Source organism: Ethanoligenens harbinense YUAN-3, assembly GCF_000178115.2.
GTDB classification, from domain to species: domain Bacteria; phylum Bacillota; class Clostridia; order Oscillospirales; family Ethanoligenentaceae; genus Ethanoligenens; species Ethanoligenens harbinense.
The window spans coordinates 2,927,763-2,954,558 of record NC_014828.1; the positions used below are offsets into that span (position 1 = coordinate 2,927,763).

Here is a 26,796-nt window from a genome sequence, read left to right on the forward strand (position 1 = left end):
GCCGCCGCGGCACAGGCGCAGAGGGAGGAACCTGTTTGCACTTCAATCTGCATATCAAATTGGATAAGAAAAAACTGTTCCGGTACGGCGCCCTTTTCCTTGCGGGGCTGGCTGTGCTGGTCGGCGCGGAAGCCGGCGTGTTATATTATCTGAACAACGTATATCTGCACGAAAACGACCACTACCAGGTGACCCGCCTGTCCTCGTCGTCTTCCCAGTCGCAGAAGCATCACGCGCTGACACTGAGCAGTGCCGCGCAGGACATCAGCGTTTCACACGACGGCAACTATCTGGCCTATCTGGAAAACGGCACCATCCAGATCGCGGATATGACGAGCGGGCAACTCACCACCGTACCCGCGCAGAAAAACCGCGTCGTTTCTTACTTCAAATGGGTCTATGACCACGACCGTCTCATCATCGTGGAAAAGAACACGCCCGGCAGCGGCAGCGCGGACGATTCCGTCTCATCTTCCTCGGGCACGAAATCCTCCCGTTCAAGCTCTTCGGATGATTATTTTGCGGAGTTTTACAGCTTCGACATGTCGGACAAGTCCATTCAGCTGGTGCGCGACTACATGAACGACAATGACGTGCGGATTTCCCTGAATAGCGCGAGCGACAGCATCACCGACATGGATATGTCGACCGAGACCGTGGTCACCTACCTCAAGATCACCAGTTCCGCCGGGCGCAGCCGCCTGTGGGAAGCCAACATTACGGTACGCAACGCGGCGCTCTCCGACCTGCCCACCCACAACATCGGCAAAATCCAGTCTCTCAAATCCAGCGACGGCCTGCTCTACGAAGACAGCGACACCGGGCATGTCTACCTCTACAGCGCCAAAAAGGAAACCAGCACGATCTTTTCCGTGAACGGACAGAAAGATCTGCGACTGCTGGGCTTCGACCAGAGCGACAACCAGTATTTCGGCATCGTGCAGAACAATCTGGTCACCTCCATCGCCTACGGCAACCCGCTCACCCAGACCTGGCAGACCATCTCCCTGCCCGTCCCGACCGACCCCGCGGCGATCCTGGTCGCATACAACGGCACCGTTTATGTGAACGACCCGTCCGCGTACACCATGAAAGAACTGGCGGACGGGAAGGCCACGGCTTACACCGGCAGCGTCGCCGGCATCTACGACAGCGGATTTTACACACTGGACAGCGGCGTGGTGACAGATCACCCGGTAAGCACCGCAGCCTCCTCCGGCGTATCGTCGGCCGCCTCAGGCTCCACCGCCTCCGGAACACCTTCTGCCGCCGCTTCGTCCTCCAAAGGCAGCATCTCGCTTTCCGTGGCGTCGGCCACGTCCGAACGATACAAAAGCTCTTCCGCCTCGTCCAAATGAATGCAACATAAAAAGGCCCGCGCCGGACAACAATCCGGCGCGGGCCTTTTCGACTGCCGCAAAACGGCTGGATTTTATTTCAACAGTTCCCGCATCGCATGCTCATACCGATCGAGCAACGCGTTTGCCGCGTCGGCGCTTTCCCCTTTGACCAGCAGATACAGCTTCACTTTCGGCTCGGTGCCCGACGGCCGCACGATGACGGTATTGCCGTCTTCCAGTTCATAATACAGCACGTCGGATTCCGGCAGCCCGGTGGGTTCGGATCTGCGCTTGCCCACCACCTGGCGGGTGCCTTTGAGGTAATCGCGCTCGGCCACCACCTTCACGCCGGCAATCTCCTCCAGCGTTTCGGAGCGCAGGTGCTTCATCAGTTCTTCCATGCGCTCGGTGGCGTTGAACCCTTCCATTTTGATGCTGACGGTGCGTTCGGCATAATTGCCGTATTTCGCATACAGCGCCTGCAGGGCTTCAAAGAGCGTCACGCCTTTGTTTTTATACCAGGCGGCCATCTCGGCGATGAGCATGGACGCAACCACGGCGTCTTTGTCGCGCGCATAGGTACCCGCGAGGTACCCATAGCTCTCCTCAAACCCGAGCAGGAACGTGTGCGCGCCCGAGGCCTCGAATTCCTTGATCTTTTCGCCGATGAATTTGAAACCGGTGAGCACGCGGAACAGGGTCACGCCGCTCTGCGCGCAGATGGGGTTGATCATAGCGGTGGAAACGATGGTGCTCACTACCGCGCCGTTTTCCGGCAGAGTGCCCTTTTCCTTTTTCGCGGAAATGATATAGTCTGTGAGCAGGATACCAACCTGATTACCCGTCAGGCTGACATATTCGCCTGCGGCGTCCCGCACGATGATGCCCACACGGTCGGCGTCCGGGTCGGTACCGATGATGAGATCAATATTCTCTTTCTTGGCCAGCTCGATGGCGATGGAAAAGCCCTCTTTTTCTTCCGGGTTGGGCGACTTCACAGTGGGGAAATCTCCGTTGGGCTGCATCTGCTCGGCCACCGGCAGAATATGCTTGAACCCTGCCCGACGCAGCACTTCCGGCACCAGGCGGTAGCCGGTGCCATGAAAGGGTGTATAGACGATCTTGAACGTATCGGCCACGGCGGCCACCGCTTCGGGGCAGGCCGCTTGCTCCAGCACATGCGCCATGAATTTTTCGTCGATCTCGGCGCCGATGGTGCGGATGAGCCCCTGCGCCTGCGCGGCGGCATAGTCCGCCACATGCACATCGTTGAAAATATCATTTTCCCGAATCTGCTTGAGCACCTCGGCCGCCTTTTCGGGACCCAACTGCGCACCGTCTTCCCAATAGACTTTATAGCCGTTGTACTCCTTGGGATTGTGGCTGGCGGTGACGTTGACCCCCGCGATGCAGTTGAGCTCGCGGATGGCAAACGAAAGCTCCGGCGTGGGACGCAGCTCGTCGAACACATAGCTGCGGATGCCCGCGGCGGCCAGCACGCGCGCCGTTTCCATCGCAAACTCGCGCGAGTGGTTGCGGCAGTCGTGCGCGATGGCCACGCCACGATCCTTCGCCTCCTGCCCTTCGGCGGCAATCACATTTGCAAGGCCCTGCGTGGCCTGCCTGACGGTATAGACATTCATCCGGTTGAGTCCGGCGGCCATAATGCCGCGCAGCCCCGCCGTGCCAAACGCCAGCATAGAGCCAAACCGGTTCTCCACCTCGCCGGGACGAGCGGCGGCAGCCAGCAGTTCTTCTTTGGTCGCCGGATCTGTTTGGGAAAGCCAACGCTCATATTCAATCGTATAACTCATGATATGTCCCTCACTTTCAATTTTGAACAGGACCGTGATCTGTGGGAAAAACCAGTGAATCGGGCAAAAACGGCATGCACGGCAGCCGTCACAGTCTCAGGCCGCAGGCATCCACCGCCCGATCTACGGCGGCCGCAAACGTACGGTAGAGACGTGCGCCGTCCCTGGCAGCGGCATCATTCCCTTCTCTGTCCGTCAGCCTGGCGAACGTCCGGCCGAGCTCATCGGCCGGGTCGTCCGCGCCGCGCAGGCTGAGCGTATAGAACGACTGTGCGCCGGAAGTGGTCATCTGTTTATAAAAATTGGGGTATTCCCCTTCCAGCGTCTCATTAAACGCGCTGCGCGCCACATCCGCCAGCACCTTGCCGGGCAGACGGGCGGCCAGTTCGTCGTACACCGCGCAGGACAGAACCAGCCGACAGTGCAGATGCACCCTGCCGGCCACACTGCCGGCGCAATAGGCCGCGATGTCTTCGGCCATCACCTGCCGAGCCAGTTCCCCGCCCAATGCACGGGCACGCTCCAAGTCGCCGTTTCGCCTGCGGTGCTCCAATTCCTCCGCCGCACGCAGCGCTTCTTCTTCCGGCTGGTTTCTGCGCTCCTGCCCGGCGATCTTGATGTCGCTGTCGTCTTCTTCAAGCGCCATGCAAAACAGGCCGCCCGGCACGGCGGCCGTGCGCGGCCGCCGCATGGCCGCCCACAGGGCCGACAGGCTCATCAGGATAACAAACAACCACAGCATGCCGCTCCCCTCCTTTTCCCCCGGCGGGCCGGGGTTCCGCCCGGCCGTCCAAAATTTTTCTGCACTGTCCGGAATCAATCCCCCGTGTGTTTCTCCGCGGTGTCTTTCGCCGAATCGTTCTCTTCGGACAGCGCCTGCTCCAGCGCCTTTGCCAGTTCCGCCGGGCAGGATGTGCTCCGGCCGCCGCACGGCACATGCTGCAGCCGGCCGATCACATCTTCGACTTTCATGCCCTTCGCCAAACCGGCCACGCCCTGCGTGTTGCCCGGGCAGCCGCCCACAAACTGTACGCTCCGGATAATTCCATTCTCGATCTCCAGGATGATGCTCCTTGTGCAGACCTCATCGCTTGGGGTATATACATAACGCATGATCCAAAAAACTCCATTCCGCCGTTTGACGGCACCTGTTTGCTTCACCAAATCATCGGCGGATCTGCCGCGCCCCCCCCGCCGGGCCTTTGCGCCCGCGCCCCGCTTTCCAACGCGGCCAGAAAACGATCCAGTTCGTCGCCTTCCAGCCCTTTTTTGAACAGGGGGTTGACGCGCGACCGGTAATACCCGTGGAAATCCGAGCCGCCGGTAACCACCAGACCGTGGTGCGCCGCCGCTTCCAGCGCCGTCTGCTCATCGGCTTCGCTGTGGAACGGATGGTGCGCCTCGATGCCGTCCAGCCCCAGCGCGCAGAGTTCGTCCAGAATGTCGAAGTTGCGGTAAAGCCCGGGATGCGCCAGCACCACCAGACCGCCGCTGCTTTTTGCCACCCGGACAGCATCACGCGCGTCGGGATAGTGTGTTTCCACCAGTGCGAACCCACCCTTGCTGTGGGAAAAACAGGCCGTCCACAGCTCGCCGAACATGGCCAGCGAAAAGCCCATGTCCATCAGCGCGGCGAGGATATGCTGTTTATAGACGGCATTGCTCTCCGCCGCGCAGGCGCGCACCGCCTCTTCCGAGACGGGGTAGCGCGCCCGGACCTTTTCGATCATGGCCAGTGAAGCGCGCTCGCGGTCCCGCAGGGTCTCCGCGCAAAGCGCCAGCAACTCATCCGGTTTGGGCGGCGCATAGCAGAGCAGATGCACCTTTTTGCCGCGCACATGATCGTAGGCCGATATCTCCAGCCCCGGTATCACGCGCAGACCGGTGCCCGCCGCCGCTTTCTGGGCGCGCGCCACGCCGTCCATGCTGTCGTGGTCGGTCACAGCCAGGCAATCCAACCCGATGCGCACGGCGTATGCCGCCAACTCCTCCACGCGCATCGAACCGTCCGATACCCGCGTATGACAGTGCAGATCCCCCCGCATGAGCCCCGCACCTCCTTTTGCGCCGGACGCGCCATCATGTGAAATTTGCTGTTTCTATTGGATATTATAGCGTATTTATATTGTGAATTCAAACGAAAATTTGCCTATTCCGTCCAGAAAAACAAACGCGCCCGCCGACAGGCGGACGCGTTTGAAAATGGAAGCTCGTCCAATCAGGCTGCGGCGCGCTTCATGGCGCGCAGCGCCCACCAAAACGACAGCACCGCCAGCACGATGAGCAGGCCGAACCCCTGCCACACCGACGGATTGGACAGATCGCCGTTGAAGATCGCGCGAGATGCATCCACCACATATTTGATGGGGTTGAACGCGCTGACGTTCTGTAGCCATGCGGGGGCAAACGTCAGCGGCAGCAGTACGCCGGAAAGCAACAGCAGCGGCTGCGCGAAAAAGTTCAGCACGGGTCCGAGCGCGTCTTCCGATTTGAGCGCCAGCGCCAATGCGTAGGAGACCGGCGCCATAAACAGGCCGATGAGCACCATAATGAGCACCGTGAGCAGAATGCCCGCCGCGGAGATGGTCAGGCCCAGCGGCAGCGCCAGCACAATGACCAGCGCCGTCTGCACCAGCAGGGTGACCACATCGCGCATCACCATTCCAAGCAACAGCGCCACCCGGCTCGCGGTGGTCACGCGCAGCCGCTCGATCACGCCCTCGCGCAGGTAGTCGATCATGCCGAACCCGACGAACATCACACCAAACAGGCTCACCATTACCAGCAGACCGGGCGTGAACTGGTTGATGGCACTGACATGCGCGGACGAAAGGCCGGTCACCTTTTTCAACAGCGGCGCGAACAGATACAGGTAGCAGATGGGCTGAAAAAGCGACGCCAGCACCCATGCCGGGTTGCGCAGCAACAGCTTTTCGTAGTGCAGAAACAAAATGCCGGATTCTCTCAATGTTTTCATACCGCCGCCTCTTTTCTGTCTTCATCCAGCAGGGAACGCCCGGTCATTTTCAAAAAGACCTCGTCGAGCGACACCCGCGTCATTTCCACCGTAGTCACCGCGATGTTTTCTTCCACTAGGAGCGGCAAAATCTCCGGCAGGGCCTTCTCGCCCGCTTCCACATAGAGCTTGAGCAGGCCGTCCGCGCGCCGCAGCTCTTTCACGTCCGCACGGGGCCGCAGCAGCGCCTCCGCACGCCCGAACGCATCCGGCGCCATGCCGATGGTGATGATATCGCCCGCCACCTGCCGCTTGAGCTCCAGCACGGTGCCCTGCGCGGCCACCGTGCCGTGGTCCATGATGCAGATGGTGTCGCAGAGCGAATCCGCCTCATCGAGATAATGCGTGGTGAGGAAGACCGTGATGCCCCGCTCGCACAGGCGGCGAATCTCATCCCAGAAGTTGGCGCGCGAGGTCGGGTCCAGCCCGGTGGTCGGCTCGTCGAGGAACAACAGGGCGGGGTCGTGCATCACGCCCATGCCCAAGTCGATGTGACGGCGCTGGCCGCCTGAATATGTCTTCACCTTGCGGTGGCAGTATTCCTCCAGATGGAGAACCCGCACCAGCTCATCGGCTTTTTTCACCGCCGCCGCTTTGGACAGGCCGTACAGCCTGCCCTGGAGCACAAGGTTTTCATAGCCGGTGGCCAGGTCGTAACAGCCGCCTTTCTGGCTGACATACCCGATTTTCTGCCGGATCTTCCCCGCCTCGCGCGCCAGGTCATACCCCACCACGCGCGCCTTGCCGCCGCTGGGCGGCAGCAGTGTGGTCAGCATCCGCATCGTGGTGGTCTTGCCGGCGCCGTTGGGTCCCAAAAAGCCGAAGATTTCCCCCTGTTTTACCCGCAGGTTCACGTGCTTTACCGCTTCCACCGGGCCGCCGCGCCCGCTGCGGCCCGGAAACGTTTTGCACAGGTCTTCCGTAACGATCATATCCATGTCTGCAATCCCCCGTCTATTCGTGTTCACAGCTTGCGTTCTTCGCCCACCGTTGCGCCGTCCAGCTTGGTGAGCGTGCCGGAATATTCCACCAGTTCCACGTCGCAGCCTTTTCCGAGTGTGATGTCTCTGCCACGCACCACACGGGCATGTGTCTGCTCCAGATAGATGTCGTCGCCCTCCAATGTGTCGGTCTCCAGCAGGACCGCATCGCGCCCGATGAAGATGGAACGGATGAACATCGTGATGGCGCCTACCAGCGCAACGCGTACGTCAATACGCCCGCCGCCGATCTCCTTGGCACGGCTGCGGGCATGCACCAGATCAATCTGGATGTCGTCGGCGTTGAGCAGACCGTCCACCGTGAACGAGCCCCGCGCATGGAAACGCGCGCTTTCGCAGTTGCCGCCGATCTGCGCCGCGCCGTCAAGACGCACCTCTTCGGCTTCACAGTTGCCTTCGATCTTGGCGCTCCCCTCAATATGCACCTCACGCATGGAAACCATGCCGTCCACTTTGCCCGACCCGTTGATGCGCAGCGTGCCGCCGTGCACGTCTGCGGCCAGATGCCCCGAGCCGGAAATGGTGAACGTGTCGGCTTCCACTGCACCGGTCACCTTGCCGGACCCGTTGATATGCCCCGTATCGGTTTTCAGGGCGCCCTGCACGGTGCCCGACCCGTTGATGGCAAAGGAATCGCAGACAACGTCCCCGATGATCTTGCCCGAGCCGTTGATACGCACCTTATCGAACGTGCCGCCGCCCGCCGTGCCGGACCCGTTGATGATGAGCGAACTTTTTTCCGCAGTCATGATGAAAATCTTCCTTTCTCCGTTAAAGCAGCAACAGCTTGAGCTCCTGACACTGGGCGGCAAGGTCGATACGCGCCAGCACCTGTGCTCCTTCCTCAAAAGCGGCCTCAAACGGCGCGCGCACCAGAAAACCTATGCACACGCCCAGCTTGCGCACCGCCACCAGCTCGCACGGCGCGCCGCGAAACGCCGGATACTGCGCGCAGAACAGCGCATAGAGAGCGCGGCCCTCCTCCACGCCGATCTGCTTGAGCAGCTGCCCCAGCACCCGGACAAACAGCAGTGTATCAAAATCAAACAAGATCTCCGGCGCGGGCGGCGTTTCGTGATAGGACGCAAACACCTCAAACACCGCGGCGGGCGCCACGCCTCTGGCGCAGGCTTGCCCCGCCGTCAGGCGCACCTGATCGGGGCTGGGCGAAAAAAGATCCGCCAGTTCCTGCAGGGACGCGCCGTCCTTCATCTTCAGGATCTTTTCCAGCCTGGCCAGTATCTTCTCACGCGGAAAGAACGTCTCCTGCCCGGTATAAGTCGCCCTGCGCACAAACCAGTCCTCCGGGATGAGCCCCATGCGCTTCCAGCGGTACAGCTGGCCGTAGGAAATGCCCGTGAGCGCAAGCAGATCCTTTTTGGATATCATATCCTCCTCCATGCCGTCCACCTCCTGCCAATATTGTAACATAACACTGTTATATTGTAAAGAGATTCGACCCATGTTCTTCACAAATTGCAATACTGCCTGTATCTTTCACAAAATTCCTGCGAAATTTTGTGCATCTGCCCATTGCCGAAACGAAAAATGCACGGTAATATATAAATGACCCATTTGGTCATATGGTCATTTTTTAGGAGGGACCCCGCTGATGACGAAGGAAACGGAAAAGCAACAAAAACGGGAACAGATCGCTGCTGCCGCGCGCGACCTGTTCACCGAATTCGGATATCGCGCCGTCAGTGTGGCGCAGATCGCGGAACAGGCCAACGTGGCCAAAGGCACCGTATACCTCTATTTCAAGGACAAAGAGGAACTGTTTCTCTACTTGGTGCAAGAGTTCATCGACGAGATGGGCCGTTTTGTTCACGAAGTGGAAAAGCAGAATCTTTCCATTGACGAACAGTTCCACACCGTCATCTACAACCTGCTGAAATACCGGCGGGAGCAGAAATTCCTCTACCGCGTGGTGCGGGAAGCCCACGAAATGCATTTTGCCCTTGCGCGGCGTGTCACCAACATTCTGGACAGCGACATCACAAGCTACATCGAGAAGCTCCTTGAGCAGGCTGTGCGGAACGGTAAAGTTCGCCCGTGCAACCCCAAGGTGCTCAGCTTTGTCATCGTGCACATCTATTCCGCCCTCGCCTTTGAATGGGAGGAAAAACACGAACCCCTGGACGAAGGGCAGGTGGCGGAAGCCGTCCGCAATTTTCTGCAACACGGGCTGATCCTGCCCGATGGCGAAAAGCAGCCGTCGTAAACCACGCCCGCGTATCAACCGAACGAGGTGAGTCTTTTGCGCAAACACATCCCATATCCCCGCATCGTCGTCATCCTGTTGGGGGTCACCATCATCCCGATCCTGTACAGCTTTTTCTACCTCTGGGCCTTCTGGGACCCATACGGCAATCTGTCGAAAATACCCGTGGCCGTGGTGAACGATGACAAAGGCGCATCCATCAACAACGAACAGCGCAATCTGGGCGGCGAAATGGTCCGGAACATGAAAAAAAGCGACGACCTGAAATGGGTCTTCCTGGATAACGACGCCGACGCCCGCGCGGGCGTGGAAGCGGGCAACTACTACTCGGCAGTCTTCATTCCGGAGACCTTTTCGGCCGACATCGCCTCTGCCTCCACCACCGACAAGAAAACCCCTGTAATCCAATACCTCAGCAATGAAAAAAACAACTACACCGCATCCAAGATCATCAGCAGCGCCATGACGCGGCTGGAAGAACAAACGCGGATGAGCGTGGACCAGAGCATCACCGCATCGCTCTCCGACAAGCTGCGCGCCACGCCTGCCAGCCTGCAGACCCTGCACAACGGGCTCAGCCAGCTTTCCGACGGTGCAAACGCCCTGTCCTCCGGCATCGGGCAGGCACAGAGCGGCGCGGCGCAGGTCGCAAGCGGCGCATCCACGCTGGGCAGCGGCCTGCAAACACTGGGCAACGGCGCAAACAGCCTTGCCTCCGGCGCGAGCCAGGCGGCAAGCGGCGCGGCACAGGTCGCAAGCGGCGCGGCCTCGCTCAACACCGGCCTGCAGGCGCTGAACACCGGCGCGCAGAGCCTTTCTTCCGGTACGAACCAGGCGGCGGGCGGCGCGGCACAGGTCGCAAACGGCGCGGCCTCCCTCAACACCGGCCTGCAAACGCTGAACACCGGCGCACAAAGTCTTTCCTCCGGTGTGAATGACGCGGCGGGCGGCGCGGCACAGGTCTCAAGCGGCGCGGCGGCGCTGCAGCAGCAATTTGTCAGCCAGTTTACACCCGGCGTCAACCAGTTGTCGGATGGGCTTGCCCGGCTTTTGGCGGCCCTTCAAATCACCGGCTCCACGTCCAACCCCACGCTGGCAGACAGCATCACCCAGCTCGACAACGGCCTTGCACAACTGCAAAGCCAGTTCCAAACCACCGGCTCCACCACCAGCCCCACGCTGGCGGACAGCATCGGCCAACTGAACACCGGCGCACAGTCCTATTCCTCCCTTGCGGCAGGCACGCTGTATGCCGGCACCGCCTCCACATTCGCGGCACTGCAAAGCGCCTCGAACGGCAACACCGCCCTCGCGCAGCAGCTCACGGCGGGCGTGCTGCAATCTTACCGCCAACAGGCCGCCGCCGCCCTTTACACCTATGCGACCACGAACAGCACCGACGCACTCAACAACGCGGCCGTTTTCGTGAGCCTGTATGATGCGGCCGCAGTCATCGCCGGTAACCCTTCCATTTCCGAAACCGATTTTGTCTCGGCACTGGCCAAGGGCGGCAGTTATACGTTCAGCGCAAGCGACCTGCCCGCCGACGAACAGGCGGCCGGCGCGCAGATCGCCGGGACCGTCAACAGCCAGATTGTCCCCTCCCTCAACCAAAACAACGTTGTTGCGGCCGGGCAAACTCTGGCCGCCGGCACATCCAAATTGGCGGCGCAGTTCCGGACCAGCGGCAATCCGTCCTCTCCCTCGCTGTATGACAATATCAACAGCCTGAAGGCCGGTATGGACGCATTGGCCGCGCAGCTGAAATCCGGCGGCAACACCGCCACGCTGTACGACAATGTCAAAAATCTGTCCGACGGAGCCGCTGCCATCGCCGCGCAGACCAAAACCAGCGGCGATGCATCCAACCCCACGCTTTACGACGGCATCAGCCAGCTGGCTTCCGGTTCCTCCAGCCTGAACGGCGGCCTGATTTCCGCAGCATCCGGCGCAAGCCAACTGGCGGCAGGCACTGCAAGCGCGGCCTCCGGCGGTTCTTCGCTCTCTTCCGGCGCGGCGCAGCTCTCCGCCGGCATGCCCGCTCTTGCTTCGGGCGCGAACCAACTGGCCGCAGGCCTGTCTGGCGCGGCCGCGGGCAGCGCGTCGCTCTCCTCCGGCGCGGCGCAGCTCTCCACCGGCATACCCGCTCTCGCTTCGGGTGCGAACCAGCTGGCCGCAGGCACCGCAAGCGCCATTTCCGGAAGCGGCAGCCTGACCACCGGCGCTCAGCAGCTTCTCGCCGGCTTCTCTCCCCTGCGCAACGGCGTCGCAGAGCTCGCAAACGGGCTTTCCTCCGCTACACAGGGCGTGAGCGACAGCCTGGCTGACGCCAACATCCAGATCCAGTCGCTGAACGGGCTGGACCGTTATGCCTCCGCCCCGCTCAAAGTGCAGTCCGCCAGTGTCTACCATGTACCCAACTACGGCATCGGCTTTGCACCTTATTTTATCTCCATCTCGCTCTGGGCGGGCGCATTGATGATGATCGCCGGGCTTCAGCTCGGCAAAGGTAAGCCGGGCAGTCCCCTGGAAATGCGCCGTTTCGCTATGCTGCGCGTAGCGTTCTATTATGTCATGGCCTTCCTGCAGGGGGTGGTGCTCTCTGTTGTTCTGCCGCTCACACTCCATTTTCAGGTGCAGAACATGCCGCTGTATATGCTCACCAATATTCTGGTCGCTTTCACATTTGTTTCGGTCATCCTCTTCTGTGTAACCTCCCTGGGCATTTTCGGCAGTTTCATTTCCGTTGTGTTGCTGGTGCTTCAACTCACCTCCAGCGCCGGCACTTTTCCGCTGGAGACCACGCCGAAGTTCTTCCAGGTCATCAGCCCGCTGCTGCCCATGACCTATTCGGTGCGACTGCTCCGCGAAGTCATCAGCGGCTTTCACGGCAACTATGCCGCCTATGACGTTGCCTATCTGCTGGCGGTGCTGGCGGCAATGTTCTCCCTGATCGTCATCGTCACCCATTTCAAGACCTCCAGGGAAATCTCCCGCGCGGAGGATACCCGGGAAGCAGACATGGAACTCCCCTCCTGACCGCCTGCACAACAACCTATTGATTTCCGTCCACTTTTTCCATATACGCAGGGCCCGCCCCCGCAGCCAGCGGAAGGCGGGCTTTGTGTTGCCCGAATATTCCAAAATATTCCATTCTTTTCGTTCTTGTTATTACAATATTTTCCACATTCATCCTGTATACTCGAGAGTGCACACCGCCCGTTTTTTTGCCGGGGAGACGGACGACCGGCTGGAACGCACCGCACAGGCCGTTGCACACAGGAAGGTGGATCAGATGTTGAAAAAATCAGGATTGCTGCAAATTTCCGGGACATGGGCCGCAGGACTGGAAGGAGATCTCCCGCATGGGCTGGCCTTTGCGGCGGCTTGCTTCGGGGCGGGCTTCATGGCGTCGCGCGCGCTGGTGTTCGGCGACCTGGCACCCTTTGGCATTGCCGCCGTGACGGCAGCGAAAAAAAAGGCGTTACCGTTCATTCTGCTGGGCGCAGTGTTCGGCACAGTGCTACCGCACGGCCCGGCCTATCCGATACGCTACATAGCCGCCATGGGCGCGGCTCTGGTATTCCGCCTGCTCTGTGCGGGCATGGGCGGCCGCAGCGCCGTTTACGCGCCGGCGTGCGCGGCCGCAGCCTCAGGCCTCACGGGCGCAGCGGTGGTGCTTGCCAACGGCATGCAGACCCACGACGCCGCGCTCTGCTTCGCGGAGATGATCCTTTGTGGATGCAGCGCGTATTTCTTTGAAAAGGCGGCGCCGTTCCTCAGCCAGCCCTCCAAGCTGTGGGGGCTTAGGCGGCGCGATCTCGTCAGCGTGCTTATCAGCTTCTGCGTGCTGCTGCTGGCGCTCCAGCCGCTTGCAGTGCACGGCATCTCCCTCGGGCGAATCGCGGGCGTGCTGGCCATTCTGATCGCGGCGCGGTTCGGCGGCGCGGGAGCGGGCTGCGCCGCAGGCGCTTCCATGGGGCTGGTGCTTGGGCTTGGCGGGCAGGATATGGCGCCTGTGCTTGCCGGGTATGGCTTCGGCGGACTGATTGCAGGTTTCTTCGCGCCGCTGGGCCGCTTTGGCTGCGCGCTGGCGTTCGTGCTGGCCAATGCGGCGGCCGGCGCCAACATGGGCGGCAGCTCGCAGGTAACCGCCGATATCGTGGAGGTCATCGCAGCTTCCGTCCTGTTTCTGCTGCTGCCGGACAAACTACTCTGCCGCCTTTCGGCGCTATTTGTGGCCGCTGATGAGCGCGTCAGCTCGAAAAACACCGCGCGTTCACGCCTGATGGAGGCTTCGCAGGCCCTGCGCGACGTTGCGGACACCATCTCCCGCGTGGGAGAGCGTCTGGCAACCATGCGGAGCGACGATACCCTACAACATGTATTTGACGAAGCCTCCGACCGCGCCTGCCATCGCTGCGGCATGCGGGCCTATTGCTGGAACACCGCCTACAACGACACGATGGACGCCATGAACCACCTGGGCGTTGCCCTGCGCGCCTCCGGCACCGCCACGCGCAAGGATGTACCCAAACATTTTTCCGGGCGGTGCTGCCGGCTGGGCGAACTGCTGGAGGCAATCAACCGCTGTTACAGCGAATACACCGCACGCAATGCGGCCCGGAGGCAGATCAACGGGCTGCGGCGCATGCTCTCCGAGCAGTGGAACGTGATCGCCTCATTTCTCTCCGAGCTGGGCGAGAGCGCCGTAACCAAACAGGTGGACCTGGCCCCCGAGCCGGTGCGCGCGGCATTCGCCACCTGCGGGCTTGCCGCCGAGCAGGCCGCCTGTCGGCTGGATGAAAAGGGGCATATGTCGGTGGAAGCCCGCGTGAGCACGTACCCCAAATCTCCCATCAACCGCACGGAACTGGCCGCGGAGCTGTCGGTTGCCTGCGGCCGCAGGCTGGATGGGCCAAAGGTCTCCCTTTCCGGGCGGGAAACCGTCCTCCGCTTCCGGCAGAAAGCGCTTTACCAGATCGAATACGGACAGTATTCCATCCGTAAAAGCGGTGAGAAGCTCTGCGGCGACGCGGCTTTCGCATTCGAGGAAAACGGGCGGGCCGTTCTCCTGCTCAGCGACGGCATGGGCGTAGGCGGCAGCGCGGCGGTGGACGCGAACCTCGCCGTGGATCTTATCTCCCGCCTGCTGCGCGCCGGGTTCGGGTTCTCGGCGGCGCTGCGGGCGGTCAATTCCGCGCTGATGCTCAAATCGGAAGACGAATCGTTTGCCACACTGGACATCGCCGCCGTGGACCTTTACGCCGGCGCGGTGGAGCTGTTCAAGGCGGGGGCGCCGCCCACCTACCTGCGGCGGCGCGGCCGCGCCGAGCGCATCGTACAGCACTCGCTGCCGGTGGGCATTCTGGAAAACACCGGGTTTGCACACTCCGACATCCGGCTGGGCCACGACGACCTATTGGTTCTGGTTTCGGACGGCGCCGCCGTGGGCGACGATGTGTGGCTGATGCGGGCCATCACACAGTTCGAGGGCGGCTCCATGACCGTTTTCGCACGGGACCTTGCCTTGATGGCAAAACGCCACCGGGACGACGGGCATGATGATGACATCACCGTGCTGGCCGCGCGCCTGGAACAGGCTTGACATATAGATCGCAAACGGGCCGCCCTTACCGGGCGGCCCGTTTGCTGTTTCACCACACTGCCGACGAAAAACGCAGCACCCGCAGGCGCGTATAGACCTGCGGATACAGCGCAAACGATGACATCGGCGCGTCCAGCCGGTCGTAACTCTGGCAGCAGACGCGTACACCATCCCAGCTTGTTCCCGGTTCGGTGACATACAGGCCGTGCCCGAACCGGTCCGGCATATAGGTCGCCACCACCAGTTGCACCACGTCGCCCCGCCGCAGCACGGAAGGGGCGACCGTATCAAACGTTCCGGCCGCAATCTGCACTGCCGCCGGGCCGCGGGGTTTCGCCGCCGTGGCATATGTGTAAAATTCTTCCACACGGCACCAGCGGGTGGACTCGATATGCCAGTAGGAGCCGTACCACACACCGGTGACCATCCGCACATCCTCACGGATGCGGGAGGCATTCACCGCCGTTGGCGCGTATGACAGCCAGCCGCTATACGCGGCCCAGACACACTGGCTGATGAAATTGGTGCAGTTGTCGCCCTGGCTGTAATAAAACAGGCGGTTTTCTTCGGGCACCTGCTCGTGCAGCGCGAACCGGCGCGCGTATTGCACACCGTTTTCCGGCAGATAGGGCACCATCGGCATAAGCGCACGCCCCCTTTCCCGCAGGCGGCTTTATCCGGGAAAGCCGCCTGTTACAAGATATGCGCCGCACCGCCGTACTGCACCGGTCCGATACACGCACCTCTTCCCTCCCGCCCGCATATGCCGGCCAAATGGTTTTCGTGTATATTTCCCGGCACATGGCATATACATGACAGGGGTGGATGCTCTCTGTTCCGGGTGCGCGGGTCCTCCGAAAGATCTGCGGCCGCCGCGCCGTCCCCCTCATATCCGGTATCAAAAAGCGACAGGACAAAACGGAGGGTGGACCGATGAAAAAAATCGTGCGGCCGCTGCTGCTGTCCGTCGGCTTTTACGCGGCAGCCTGTGGTATCGTGCTGCGGGTCATCCCCGGCAACATGACCCGCGCAGAAACGGTAAACACCTCGAATCCGAGCACCATTTCCTCCCCGGCCGTTCTTCCAAGTTCCTCCGCTTTGCCGGCAGCGCCCACCAAAGCCGTCGCCGCTCCGCAAAGCGCCCGTTTTGAAGTGGTGGACATCTCCCACCACGACACCATCGCCGACTGGACGTCGCTCAAAACTGCCGCGGCCGGCCTGTATATGAAAGCCACCGAAGGTGCCACCTATGTCGACCCCATGTTGGGCCCGTATACGGATGCGGCGGCAAAGGCGGGGCTGCCTATCGGTTTTTTCCATTATTTCTGGCCCTCGAGCGACTCGCAGGACGCCGTCCGGCAGGCCGATCATTTTTACCAAACCATCAAGGCATACAGCTACACGTTTTTCCCCGCGATTGACGTGGAGGAAAACAACAACCTTACTCCTGCGGCGCTTACGACTTCGGTGCTGGCGTTCAACAAGGAGTTTGAAAAGCTGTCCGGCCAGTCGTTGCTGATCTACTGTTCCAGAAAGTTTGCGGACAAGTATTTGTCCGATCCCGCTTTATCAAAATACGGGCTGTGGGTTGCCGATTACAACGGACCGGTACCAACGCAGGCCGGCGCCTGGAAAACACATGTGATGTGGCAGTACACCAGCACGGCTGCCATCCCCGGCGTACCCAACCCCATGGATGCCGACCACGCCACTGCCGCCATCATCCTGCCCGGACACTGACAAACGCAGAGAAAGCCGCCCCCACAACGCACGCCATGCGCGTTGTGGGGGCGGCTTTCTCTGAAGGATGCCCTGTAGTCTATCCGATTACTGAGGCTGTGTGCCGGCTTTGTACCAGCCGCCGTCCGCCCCCTGCACCACATCCCCCCAGACGGGGAAGGTCTTATACGGCAGGGCGGACTGAATCTTCTGCATCACGGCGTGCCATGCAATAACCGATGGGTTGTCTCTGGTGTACATTTCCTTGTTGTCATCATAACCACACCATGTGGCCCCGACATAATCGGGTGTGATGCCGACAAACCAGCGGTCCCAGCCGTTATCGGTGGTACCGGTCTTGCCGCCCACCGTAGTGCTGGAAAGCTGCGCTTTCACGCCGGTGCCGTTGGTAACATCGTTTTGCAGCAGCCGGTTGACAATGGTGGACGTTTCCTGGGAGAACGCGCGGGTGCCGGTCGCCTTATTCTCCAGCAGCACGTTGCCGTTGCTGTCGAGCACTTTGGTGTAAGTATAGGGTTTGTTGTACAGCCCGCCGTCGCCAAACGGCTGGTAGGCCGCCGCCATGGTTTCCACCGAAACACCCTTGGTAAGCGAACCGATTCCCACGGCCAGGCCCATATCGCTGTTGCCGTTTTTATCCGCCTTTGTCACCAGTGTGGTGAAGCCCAGCTTGTTGGTGAGGAAATTGACCGTAGTAGCCGGTTTGACCAGTTGTTCGATCCGTACGGCGATGGTGTTCTTGGACTGTGCCAGCGCTTCCGGCACCGTCATGGTCTGATAGGACCAGGAATCGTCGTTGTGCGGCCACGGGGAACCGTTGAGGGTGATAGGCGGCGAATCCTGGAAGGTGCTCGACCAGGAAATGAGCCCCTGTTCAATCGCCGGGCCATATACCCCAATGGGCTTGATGGAAGAACCCGGGGAGCGCAGCATATCGGTCGCGCGGCTGAACCCGAGGTTGGTGGTCTTGGCTCCGCGTGCGCCCTCAAGGCCCAGCACCGCGCCGGAATAATCCATGATGACCATGGCGGACTGATACGTACCGTTTTTGCCGGCCAGCCAGATGTCGCTGCTGTTCGCGTTCGTCTGGTAGACATTGTCCATCGCGGTCTGCACGGTGGGATTCAGCGTGGAATAAATCTTCAGCCCGCCGTTGAGCACCATGCTCGTCGCCCGGGTACGCATATAGCCCTTCTGCGTCACCAGATCGTCAATGACGTCGTTGATCACCTGGTCCACGAACCAGCTGCGGATGGCGGGCTGCTGCCCCACATAGGTGAGCGGCTCGGCCAGCGCCTGGTTATACTGCGCCTGTGTGATCATCTTCTGGTCAAGCATATTTTTGAGCACATAAGCCTGCCTGGTCTTGGCCTTGTCCGGATGTTTGAGCGGGTTGTAGCTGTTGGGCGCCTGTGTCAGCCCCGCAAGCACGGCGCACTGCGCCAAGTCGAGATCCTTGGCGCTTTTGCCGAAATACGACTCCGACGCCGCCTCCACGCCGTAACTGCTGCCGCCCAACGGGATGGTGTTGAGATAGCTCTCGAGGATCTGGTCTTTCGAAAACTTTTTCTCGAGATTGAGCGCGGTGACGATTTCGGCGATCTTCACGCCCGGCTTGCGGTTATACGTATCGCCGTTGATGTTTTTGATAAGCTGCTGCGTGATGGTGGAGCCGCCCTGGTCGGTGCTGTAAAAGTGCAGAAAAAAGTTGGCGAAGGCGCCGATGGTCCGCTTCCAATCTACGCCCTCGTGCTCATAAAAGCGCTGGTCTTCGGTGCTGATGAATGCGTTCTTCAGATTGTCCGGCATCTGGTCGATGCTGACCCAGATGCGGTTTTCGCCCCCGTTGATCTGAGAGACCAACTGCGGATTGCCGCTGCTGTCGTTCGCATAGATCATGCTGGTGAATTTGAGCTGTGCGTTTGTCAGGTCAATATTTTCCGGCTTAACAAACACTAAAATATATACGGCGAGCGTGCCCACCACGATTGACCCCGTGATGACCACTAAAAGGAAAAGTGTCAGGAATACCTTGCCGATCTTGTTCGCAACATGCCGCTCCGTCTTTTTGGAGCCGGACGCGGCTTTTTTAGAAGCGGGCGGCCTGTTGTTCCCTGCTGCTTTCATAAACAGGTGATCCTCCTTACAAGAAAATGACCCGCTCTTATCCCCGGAGAGCAAACCCCGGCCCACGATGGCCCGCAGGCTTCAAATCAGTATACCATGAATGCACACGGCTGGCAACATGAATTCCATTATTTACAAGTTCAAGTCTCGTCCGGACATAAAACAGGGCCGCCATTGAGTGGCGGCCCTGTTCAGTCTTCCCTGCCGGAAGATTGGCATTTTATTGATTATTCATGTTTCCGCCGGCGCTTCAGGGCCAGCGTCGCGCCGCCCAGAGCCAGCATCAGCGCACCCAGCGCCGCGTAGGGAGGCAGATCTTCGCCCGTCATACCGGTGTATGGGTTTGCCGCAAGATCCACGTTGGCTGTCGGGGAGTTGAGAGCTACCGGGACGATCTTGTCGCCGATTTTCACCACGTAGCTGCCATAGGGCACATCGTGGAACACCACATTGCCGTTCGCATCCGTTACGCCGGACGCAATCGGGTTGCCGTTCTGGTCATAGATCGTAACGACCTGACCCGGCGTTTCGCCGCCATCGTGGACCACAACATCACCGGTCTTGATCGTGTCAGTCACACGCCCCAGATCCAGAGTGCCGCTGTGGATGGATGTATTACCGTCATGCAGTGAAACGGAGATGGGGCTGACCGCCACATAGTTGGCGGGCACGCCGGTTTCGGTGATTACATAGTCGCCATAGGGCACATCCGTGAACTTTACCACGCCGTTTTGGTCGGAGGTGGCGGTCTTGCTGACCGATCCGCCGGTCAGCGTAAAGGTCGCTCCGGGCAGCACACCGCCGTTCTGCGCCCACTTCGTAAACTGGATGGTGCCGGTCTTGAGCGCGTCCACCATGTCGTGCATGGTGAGCGAACCGGTGCCGTTCGTCGTGCTGTTGTGCAGCGAAACCGCCACCGGCGCCACGATGGTGTAGTCCGCCGGCGCGCCCGTTTCTGTCAGTGTGTATTCGCCATAAGGCACATCCGTGAATTTCACCAGGCCATTTTTATCAGAGGTCACCTGCTGCGAGTAGCCGCCCGCGCCCGTGAGCGTGAACGTCGCGCCCGCGAGATTGCTGCCGTCCGCCGCTTTCTTGGTAAACTGGACGGTACCGGTCTTGAGCGCGTCCACCATGTCGTGCATGGTGAGCGAACCGGTACCGTTCGTCGTGCTATCGTGCAGCGAGACCGCCACCGGCGCCACGATGGTGTAGTCCGCCGGCGCGCCCGTTTCCGTCAGCGTGTATTCGCCATAAGGCACATCCGTGAATTTCACCAGGCCGCTCTGGTCCGAAGTCACCTGCTGCGAGTAGCCGCTCGCGCCCGTGAGCGTGAACGTCGCGCCCGCGAGATTGCTGCCGTCCGCCGCTTTCTTGGTAAACTGGACGGTGCCGGTCTTGAGCGCGTCCACCATGTCGTGCATGGTGAGCGAACCGGTGCCGCCCGTCGTGCTGTCGTGCAGCGAAACCGCCACCGGCGCCACGATGGTGTAGTCCGCCGGCGCGCCCGTTTCCGTCAGCGTGTATTCGCCATAAGGCACATCCGTGAATTTCACCAGGCCATTTTTATCAGAGGTCACCTGCTGCGAGTAGCCGCTCGCGCCCGTGAGCGTGAACGTCGCGCCCGCGAGATTGCTGCCATCCGCCGCTTTCTTGGTAAACTGGACGGTGCCGGTCTTGAGCGCGTCCACCATGTCGTGCATGGTAAGCGAACCGGTGCCGTTCGTCGTGCTATCGTGCAGCGAGACCGCCACCGGCGCCACGATGGTGTAGTCCGCCGGCGCGCCCGTTTCCGTCAGCGTATATTCGCCATAAGGCACATCCGTGAATTTCACCAGGCCGTTCTGGTCCGAAGTCACCTGCTGCGAGTAGCCGCCCGCGCCCGTGAGCGTGAACGTCGCGCCCGCGAGATTGCTGCCGTCCGCCGCTTTCTTGGTAAACTGGACGGTGCCGGTCTTGAGCGCGTCCACCATGTCGTGCATGGTGAGCGAACCGGTGCCGTTCGTCGTGCTGTCATGCAGCGAGACCGCCACCGGCACCACGATGGTGTAGTCCGCCGGCGCGCCTGTTTCCGTCAGCGTGTATTCGCCATAAGGCACATCCGTGAATTTCACCAGGCCGTTCTGGTCCGAAGTCACCTGCTGCGAGTAGCCGCCCGCGCTTGTGAGCGTGAACGTCGCGCCCGCGAGATTGCTGCCGTCCGCCGCTTTCTTGGTAAACTGGACGGTGCCGGTCTTGAGCGTATTGGTAACCGCATTGAGCTGCAAGGTATCGTCCGCATCCACTTGGCCGTCGTGCAGGCTCACCGGGATGGCTGCGGTGTAGGGGAGATAATCCGCCGGCGTGCCGGTTTCCCAAATCTTATAGTTCCCATACGGGATGTTGGTGAACCGCACTACGCCCGCCTGCCCGTTCTGGCCGGACACCGCCGTGATCGCTTTGCCATTGCTGTCGGCAATGGGGTGGACGCCGTCCGCATCGTAAAGCGTGAAGGTCACGCCGTCCAGCGGTCCGCCTGCCCCGTTCTTCGTAAACTGGATGGCGCCGGTCTTGAGCGCGTCCACCATGTCGTGCATGGTGAGCGAACCGGTGCCGTTCGTCGTGCTGTCGTGCAGCGAGACCGCCACCGGCGCCACGATGGTGTAGTCCACCGGCGCGCCTGTTTCCGTCAGCGTGTATTCGCCATAAGGCACATCCGTGAATTTCACCAGGCCGTTCTGGTCCGAAGTCACCTGCTGCGAGTAGCCGCCCGCGCCCGTGAGCGTGAACGTCGCGCCCGCAAGGTTGCTGCCGTCCGCCGCTTTTTTCGTAAACTGGACGCTGCCGGTCTTGAGCGTATCGGTCACATCCGGAAGGGTCACGGTGCCGCCGGATGCGTCGTGCAGGCCAACGGAGATTTCAGCGCTGCTCACCGTATAATCCGCCGCCGGAGTACCGCTCTGGGTGCCGGTCTCTTCTATGATATAGTCGCCGTAGGGCACATTGGTAAACTGCACCAGGCCGTTTTGACCCGACGTGACAGGATTGGGGCGCGTATCGGTCGCGGCCAGCGCGCTTCCTTTGCCGCCGGACGCGGTCTTGGTGTAGAGCGTATAGACCGCTCCCTGCAGCGCGACGTCTCCGGTGCCGCGCTTGGTAAACTGGATGGTGCCGGTCTTGAGTGTGTTGCCGACCGGCTGGGTCACGTCAAGATTGGACAGATTGGCCTTGCTGTTCGCGTAATTCAAAACCACCTGCGTATCGAGCGTCAGCAGAGCATAGTCGGCCGGCGGATTGAGTTCATGCAGATAAAAGACCGTATTGCCGGTCGCGTTCAGTCTCAGGTTGCCGAATACCAGCAAGCCGTAAGCATTGGTCGAGCCGGTGGCAAGTACGTTTTTATTGGCGTCCAGCAGTTGGAACGCGGCGCTTTGCAGCACGCTGCCGATCTGGGCATCTGTTTTCCGCACCGTGATGCTGCCCTGCGGGGCATCCGCCACATTGCCGTTTGCGTCAAACGGGGAGACGCCGCCGCTCAATGCCGACGTGTTGGTTTTGGTCAGTTGCACCGCGCCGTTGCTGACGCCGAGCGTATTGTCGTTGAGATAGAAGGAGAACGAAGCCGCCTTCTGGTAATGCGCGTCGTCCGGGGTGCTCAGTTCCTGCACGTAGTACGGGCTGTCGCTGTACGGCACATTGCCGAACGTGACCTTGCCGCCGACGGATGTCGCCATCCCGATCTGGTGGGTCATTCCGGCGTCGGTATACAGCCCGAAGGTCGCGCCGTCCAGCGCGGAAGCGCCGTCTGTCTTGGAAAACCAGACATTTGCCGTTTTCAGTGTGTTGATAAACGGGTTGGGGCTCACGTGATTCGCCGTATTCAAGGCGTCCAGATCCAGCGACGGCTGATGCAGACTGAACGTATACGGCTGCGCCATCATGGCATGGTTGCGGACGCCCGTGACCTCTTCGATCGTATACCCGTCGCCATATGGCACACCGGTAAACGTGACCTGCCCGAGCGTCGCCGGGTCCGAACTGGACGTAGCGTCTGCAACCGGTGTTCCGCCGGAGGTGCGCAGCCGGAACACGGCGCCGCCCAGCCCGTTTCCGGAACCGTCCACTTTCTTAAACGTGACCGTGCCGGTCAGTTTCGCATCGGTGGCGGTATAGGTCAGATTGCGCTGCGCCAGCGGCTTGGTTCCGTCAATGGTAAATGTATAATCGGCCGCCGTGCCGTAATCCGTCGGCGGTGTCTGCTCATGCAGGGTATAGGTGCCGGATGCGAGCCCGGTGAACTTCGCCACGCCGTTCTGGCCGGTCGTCTGCGGCGAGCCCACCTGCGAACCGTTTTGCATCAGCACAAACACTGCACCCGTCAGCGTGGTCGAGGGGCTGCTCTGGTCCACCTTGGTGACGGTGATCGAGCCGCCGGCCGCGTCTGTGCGGGCCGACGCGGCCAGCACATGCGTCCCGTCATAGGTGCCCGTATCCAGATTCAGCGTGTTGCCGTTGGCGGTGTCGATGCTCGCGTTGCTGTCGAGCAGCTGCACGCCACCGATCGTAATGGGAAGATAGCCGTCCGGCGTCGCGGTCTCCTTGATGACATAGGTGCCGTACGGGATATTGTCGAACTCCACCTGTCCATATTGGTTGGAGGTGGCGGTAACGTTCACGTTGTTTTTGGTTACCGGAGTCGTCCCGTCGGCCTGATAGAGCGTAAAGACCGCACCCGCGAGACCCGTACCGTTATCGCCGAGTTTGGTGAACTGGATGGTGCCGTTTTTCAGCGTATCCGTTTTGGTATAGGTCACGGTTGGGGTCGTGCTGCCGACCGTCACCTGGAACGGCGTACTGTCCAACTGGTAGTTGTCCGGGGCTTTCGTTTCCGTGAACGTATAGGTGCCAAAGCGCAGCATGCCGAAATTCGCCTGCCCGTTGCTGTCGGTCGTGGCCGTACGGGTGGAATAGCCGTCATTCATGGTAAACGTAGCACCGGGAAGGATTTTGGTATTGGAAGTATCTTTTTTGAGGATCGTGATCGTGCCGTACGTACCGTCGGCGCTGCCACTCGCGCCGTAATACCGCGTACCGCCGGATGTCGTGTTGCTGGTCTGCGTGAAACCGGTGCCATTAAATGTGACGTAGTTGCTGAACGTTGCCGTCTTGTTGTAATAGCTGGAGCTGATATACGTGCGGAACGTGAGCAGATAGGGCGATGTGATCGACGCAGGCAGCGTGAAGACAAAATTGCCGGAAGTGGCGTCATACGTCATGGAATAGTTGCTTTGATTAACCTGCGTGGGATTCGCGGCATACGTGCCATCGGTCTGGAGCGTCTGCTGATACAGCTTGACGCTGGAGGTGTCGAGCGTCAGCCCGGCGGGCAGCGTATCGGAAATCACGCCGTTGGAGATCTGCACGGCGTTCTGGTTGATCTGCACGCTCCAATCGATGTAATCCACATTGCTGCTTGTGGATGTCGAGCCGCTCTTGCTCACCACCGTGTTGCTGATCTGCACCTGCGCGGTGTTGGAGGTGACAGTGTGGTCCGGCCAGGTGTCGGTGGTCATGGTGGCCTGGTTGGAGGTGCTGATCGTCTGGTTCGCGTTGTTTGTTACAAAATAGGTGAACGCATCCGGGGTCAGCTTGGTGCTGAACGTGATGGTGATCTGATCGCTGATATTGCCCAGATTGACCGTAAGCCCATTGGTAAAATCATCGGTGAAGGACACCGGGTTGCCGTGGCTGTCCGTAGCCTTCACGGAGCTTTGATCCAGCGCGAAGTTGGACATGCCCGTGCCGTTGAGCAGGTCTTTGACGACAACATTGTCAAGCTGCGTTTTGTCCTGGTTGACCGTGACGGTCCAGTTGATTGCACGGTTTACATGGTCGTATGACCCCGATTTTTTCAGTGTGTTGCTGGTGACATACGCCGTCGCGGTGGACGAGCTGGTATTGCTGCTGTTATTGGGGTTGAGCACCGCAGTGTTGGGATAGGCCTTGTTGACGACATTGTTGGCGTAAACAGCCGGGTCGTTCACCACCGTGGTATAGGTAATCGCATACTGATCGGTAAAGGCACTCCCGAACGTGTACTTTATCGCCCCGGCCGAATAGACGGCGCCGTCGCCCGAAGCGCCGCTGTCGTACACCACGCTGTTGCTTTGCGTGACGTCCACCAACTTAAATGTACCCGGCACATACGAAAGCCCGGTGGGGATGGTATCGCTGACAAACGTGCCCGCCGGCAGGGTCTGGCCGGTCTTGTTAATCAGAATCTTCCACTGAATCTGGTGTGTAGAGGGATCGTATTGACTCAGCACCGATTTTTGGATGACATTGACCCCCGTGCCGACCGATGCGCTGCCGGAGGACACACCGCCCGCGATATAGCCGTTGTCGCCGGCCCAGATCGTCGCGGTGTTGCTGTAGCCCGGGTCGTTCACCTGGTTGTAGTTGGGGTTGTCGATGGCGGTGACCAGCTTCAGCGTCTGCTGCGAGGTGATTTCCCCCGCGTTGTAAACAAGGGTTTTGCCGCTGCTGGTTGTGATGACGCTGTATTTTCCGGGCGCGGGCAGATAGCCCGTGCTGTTATAACCCGCGCTGCCGTTTGAAACAGCTGCCGGGCTCGAGTCCAGCGTGAGCGGCGTGGCGCTGCCGTTCAGATAAACATTTTGCAGCGTCGTCCCGGCCGGGATCGGGTCGGTGATGACCACGTTGTGCAGATCCTCGGGGGTGCTGTCGTTGTCGTACTGGATGGTCCAGGTGACCGCTCCGCTGCCGTATGAACCGGTTTTGGTGATATAGTTCGGCTTGGAAATCGTGACACCGGAAGCCGTCACCTGCTGATCGGACCAGCCCGCGTGCTTGAATGTCAGCGTGTTGCCGATCTGCGAACCGCTGAAATACTGCGACGGGTCGGTGATATGCGTCTGATAGGTCACGTCATACTCGTCGTTGTCTGTAAATCCGTTCGCAAACGTATAAGCAAGCGTGCCGGTCACGGCATTCAGCCCGGTGGGCGTGCTGCCCGCCGTATAGACGCTGCTGTCGGTCGCCGCGCCGCTGTCAAGCACCGTGGTTTTCTTGGTCGCGTCCGTAATCTTGAACGTGCCCGGCACATAGGTCTGGTAGCCCGTGATCGGGTCGGAGATGGATGAACCCGCCGGTATGGTATTGCCGGAGGTGTTCAGCCGCACCGTCCAGGTGATGTTGCCGTTCGCGTCGGGAACGGAGCCGCTCTTCTGGTTGGTCGGCGCGCTCTGCGAAAATACGGTGTCGATGGTAAACGGCTGTGCATAACCGTCCACCTGAAACTGGACAGGCACCGTGGTGCCGTTGGAAATATTCGATTTGTTAAACGTCGAGTTAAACGTAAAGGTGCCGGTCAGGTTGGAATGGTCGTTGACATAATCCGAAAATGTCAGCGTGCCCACACCGGCCGGTGTGATATTGACGGTGGCGACCTGATCGCCGTTTCCGTCTTTCAGAGGATAATTGCTCAGTCCGGCATACCCCGCCATAATGAGCTGGGACGGGATGGTGAACCCGTATGTATCGCCGCTGTTGACCCGCTGGGTGGTCGTGGTGTTTGCAATCGTGAAATGATAGGACAGGCTCACGCTGTCGTCGGTACCGATCAGGTTGGCCGCGCTGCCGAGCGTCGCGGGGCTGCCCGTATCGTTGACCGTTACACTGAGGTTTTTCGAGGTATCGGTCAGCGTGATCTGATCGAAGATTGGGAACCCGATGGTTGCCGCCTCTGCCGTCAGTGACGGCGCGATGGCCGTCAGCCCCACGGCCGCGGCCGTGATGACCGCCATCATGGAGAGCAATTTCCTTTTGACTGCTTTTATCATGCTTTCCCCTCCTGCACATTTGCCCCGCATCTTATGAAAATACACGGAGTCCATTTGCGTCGGCCCCCGCGGCCGGACGCAGCGA

General features: G+C 60.4%; 16 protein-coding genes. 5 read left to right on the forward strand and 11 right to left on the reverse strand.

Going from position 1 to position 26,796, the window contains the following annotated elements; genetic code table 11:
* Positions 1 to 35 precede the first annotated feature (35 nt).
* Entirely contained in the window at positions 36 to 1,358 is a 1,323-nt protein-coding gene (locus ETHHA_RS13790) for a hypothetical protein (RefSeq protein WP_013486572.1), read from the forward strand.
* Between the two features lie 74 nt (positions 1,359 to 1,432).
* Here ETHHA_RS13790 and ETHHA_RS13795 read toward each other — a convergent pair whose 3' ends face one another.
* From ETHHA_RS13795 to ETHHA_RS13830, 8 genes are all read right to left on the reverse strand, one after another.
* A complete protein-coding gene (locus tag ETHHA_RS13795; RefSeq protein ID WP_013486573.1) occupies positions 1,433 to 3,154 on the reverse strand; it encodes a phospho-sugar mutase in 1,722 nt (573 codons plus the stop codon).
* 88 nt (positions 3,155 to 3,242) lie between these two features.
* On the reverse strand, positions 3,243 to 3,896 hold the full coding sequence (locus ETHHA_RS13800) for a hypothetical protein (RefSeq protein WP_013486574.1): 654 nt from the start codon (positions 3,894 to 3,896) through the stop codon (positions 3,243 to 3,245).
* Between the two features lie 74 nt (positions 3,897 to 3,970).
* Complete coding sequence (locus ETHHA_RS13805) at positions 3,971 to 4,267, reverse strand: TIGR03905 family TSCPD domain-containing protein (protein ID WP_013486575.1); 297 nt, start codon at positions 4,265 to 4,267, stop codon at positions 3,971 to 3,973.
* A 44-nt stretch (positions 4,268 to 4,311) separates the two neighbouring features.
* Positions 4,312 to 5,199 carry a PHP domain-containing protein gene (locus ETHHA_RS13810; protein WP_013486576.1) on the reverse strand — a complete coding sequence of 296 codons (888 nt, stop codon included), beginning with the start codon at positions 5,197 to 5,199 and terminating at the stop codon, positions 4,312 to 4,314.
* Positions 5,200 to 5,372: 173 nt separating this feature from the next.
* Positions 5,373 to 6,131: an ABC transporter permease gene (locus ETHHA_RS13815; protein ID WP_013486577.1), complete on the reverse strand. Its 759-nt coding sequence runs from the start codon at positions 6,129 to 6,131 to the stop codon at positions 5,373 to 5,375.
* Positions 6,128 to 7,108, reverse strand: a complete 981-nt coding sequence (locus ETHHA_RS13820; protein WP_013486578.1) for an ATP-binding cassette domain-containing protein — start codon at positions 7,106 to 7,108, stop codon at positions 6,128 to 6,130. The genes ETHHA_RS13815 and ETHHA_RS13820 overlap by 4 nt, the downstream gene beginning before the upstream one ends.
* Before the next feature lie 26 nt (positions 7,109 to 7,134).
* The gene (locus ETHHA_RS13825; RefSeq protein WP_013486579.1) at positions 7,135 to 7,920 is read right to left on the reverse strand and encodes a polymer-forming cytoskeletal protein; all 786 of its coding nucleotides are present in this window, start codon (positions 7,918 to 7,920) and stop codon (positions 7,135 to 7,137) included.
* Between the two features lie 22 nt (positions 7,921 to 7,942).
* Entirely contained in the window at positions 7,943 to 8,572 is a 630-nt protein-coding gene (locus ETHHA_RS13830; RefSeq protein ID WP_013486580.1) for a YhbD family protein, read from the reverse strand.
* A gap of 211 nt (positions 8,573 to 8,783) precedes the next feature.
* Here ETHHA_RS13830 and ETHHA_RS13835 point away from each other — a divergent pair, with 211 nt between their 5' ends.
* The 3 genes from ETHHA_RS13835 (at position 8,784) to ETHHA_RS13845 (ending at position 15,003) form a co-directional block, all read left to right on the forward strand.
* Entirely contained in the window at positions 8,784 to 9,395 is a 612-nt protein-coding gene (locus tag ETHHA_RS13835; protein ID WP_013486581.1) for a TetR/AcrR family transcriptional regulator, read from the forward strand.
* Between the two features lie 36 nt (positions 9,396 to 9,431).
* Positions 9,432 to 12,434 (forward strand): YhgE/Pip domain-containing protein, encoded by a 3,003-nt coding sequence (locus ETHHA_RS13840; RefSeq protein ID WP_041686925.1) that lies wholly within the window; start codon positions 9,432 to 9,434, stop codon positions 12,432 to 12,434.
* Between the two features lie 256 nt (positions 12,435 to 12,690).
* Positions 12,691 to 15,003 carry a SpoIIE family protein phosphatase gene (locus ETHHA_RS13845; RefSeq protein ID WP_137143926.1) on the forward strand — a complete coding sequence of 771 codons (2,313 nt, stop codon included), beginning with the start codon at positions 12,691 to 12,693 and terminating at the stop codon, positions 15,001 to 15,003.
* Positions 15,004 to 15,052: 49 nt separating this feature from the next.
* Here the strand turns inward: ETHHA_RS13845 and ETHHA_RS13850 are convergent, their stop codons facing one another.
* The gene (locus ETHHA_RS13850) at positions 15,053 to 15,646 is read right to left on the reverse strand and encodes an amidase domain-containing protein (protein WP_013486584.1); all 594 of its coding nucleotides are present in this window, start codon (positions 15,644 to 15,646) and stop codon (positions 15,053 to 15,055) included.
* Positions 15,647 to 15,936: 290 nt separating this feature from the next.
* Between ETHHA_RS13850 and ETHHA_RS13855 the strand changes: the two genes are divergently transcribed.
* Positions 15,937 to 16,743 carry a glycoside hydrolase family 25 protein gene (locus ETHHA_RS13855; RefSeq protein ID WP_013486585.1) on the forward strand — a complete coding sequence of 269 codons (807 nt, stop codon included), beginning with the start codon at positions 15,937 to 15,939 and terminating at the stop codon, positions 16,741 to 16,743.
* 87 nt (positions 16,744 to 16,830) lie between these two features.
* On the opposite strand, the gene ETHHA_RS13860 is transcribed toward ETHHA_RS13855, so the two are convergent.
* The gene (locus tag ETHHA_RS13860) at positions 16,831 to 18,870 is read right to left on the reverse strand and encodes a transglycosylase domain-containing protein (protein ID WP_013486586.1); all 2,040 of its coding nucleotides are present in this window, start codon (positions 18,868 to 18,870) and stop codon (positions 16,831 to 16,833) included.
* 227 nt (positions 18,871 to 19,097) lie between these two features.
* Entirely contained in the window at positions 19,098 to 26,711 is a 7,614-nt protein-coding gene (locus ETHHA_RS13865; RefSeq protein ID WP_013486587.1) for a SpaA isopeptide-forming pilin-related protein, read from the reverse strand.
* Positions 26,712 to 26,796: the final 85 nt, after the last annotated feature.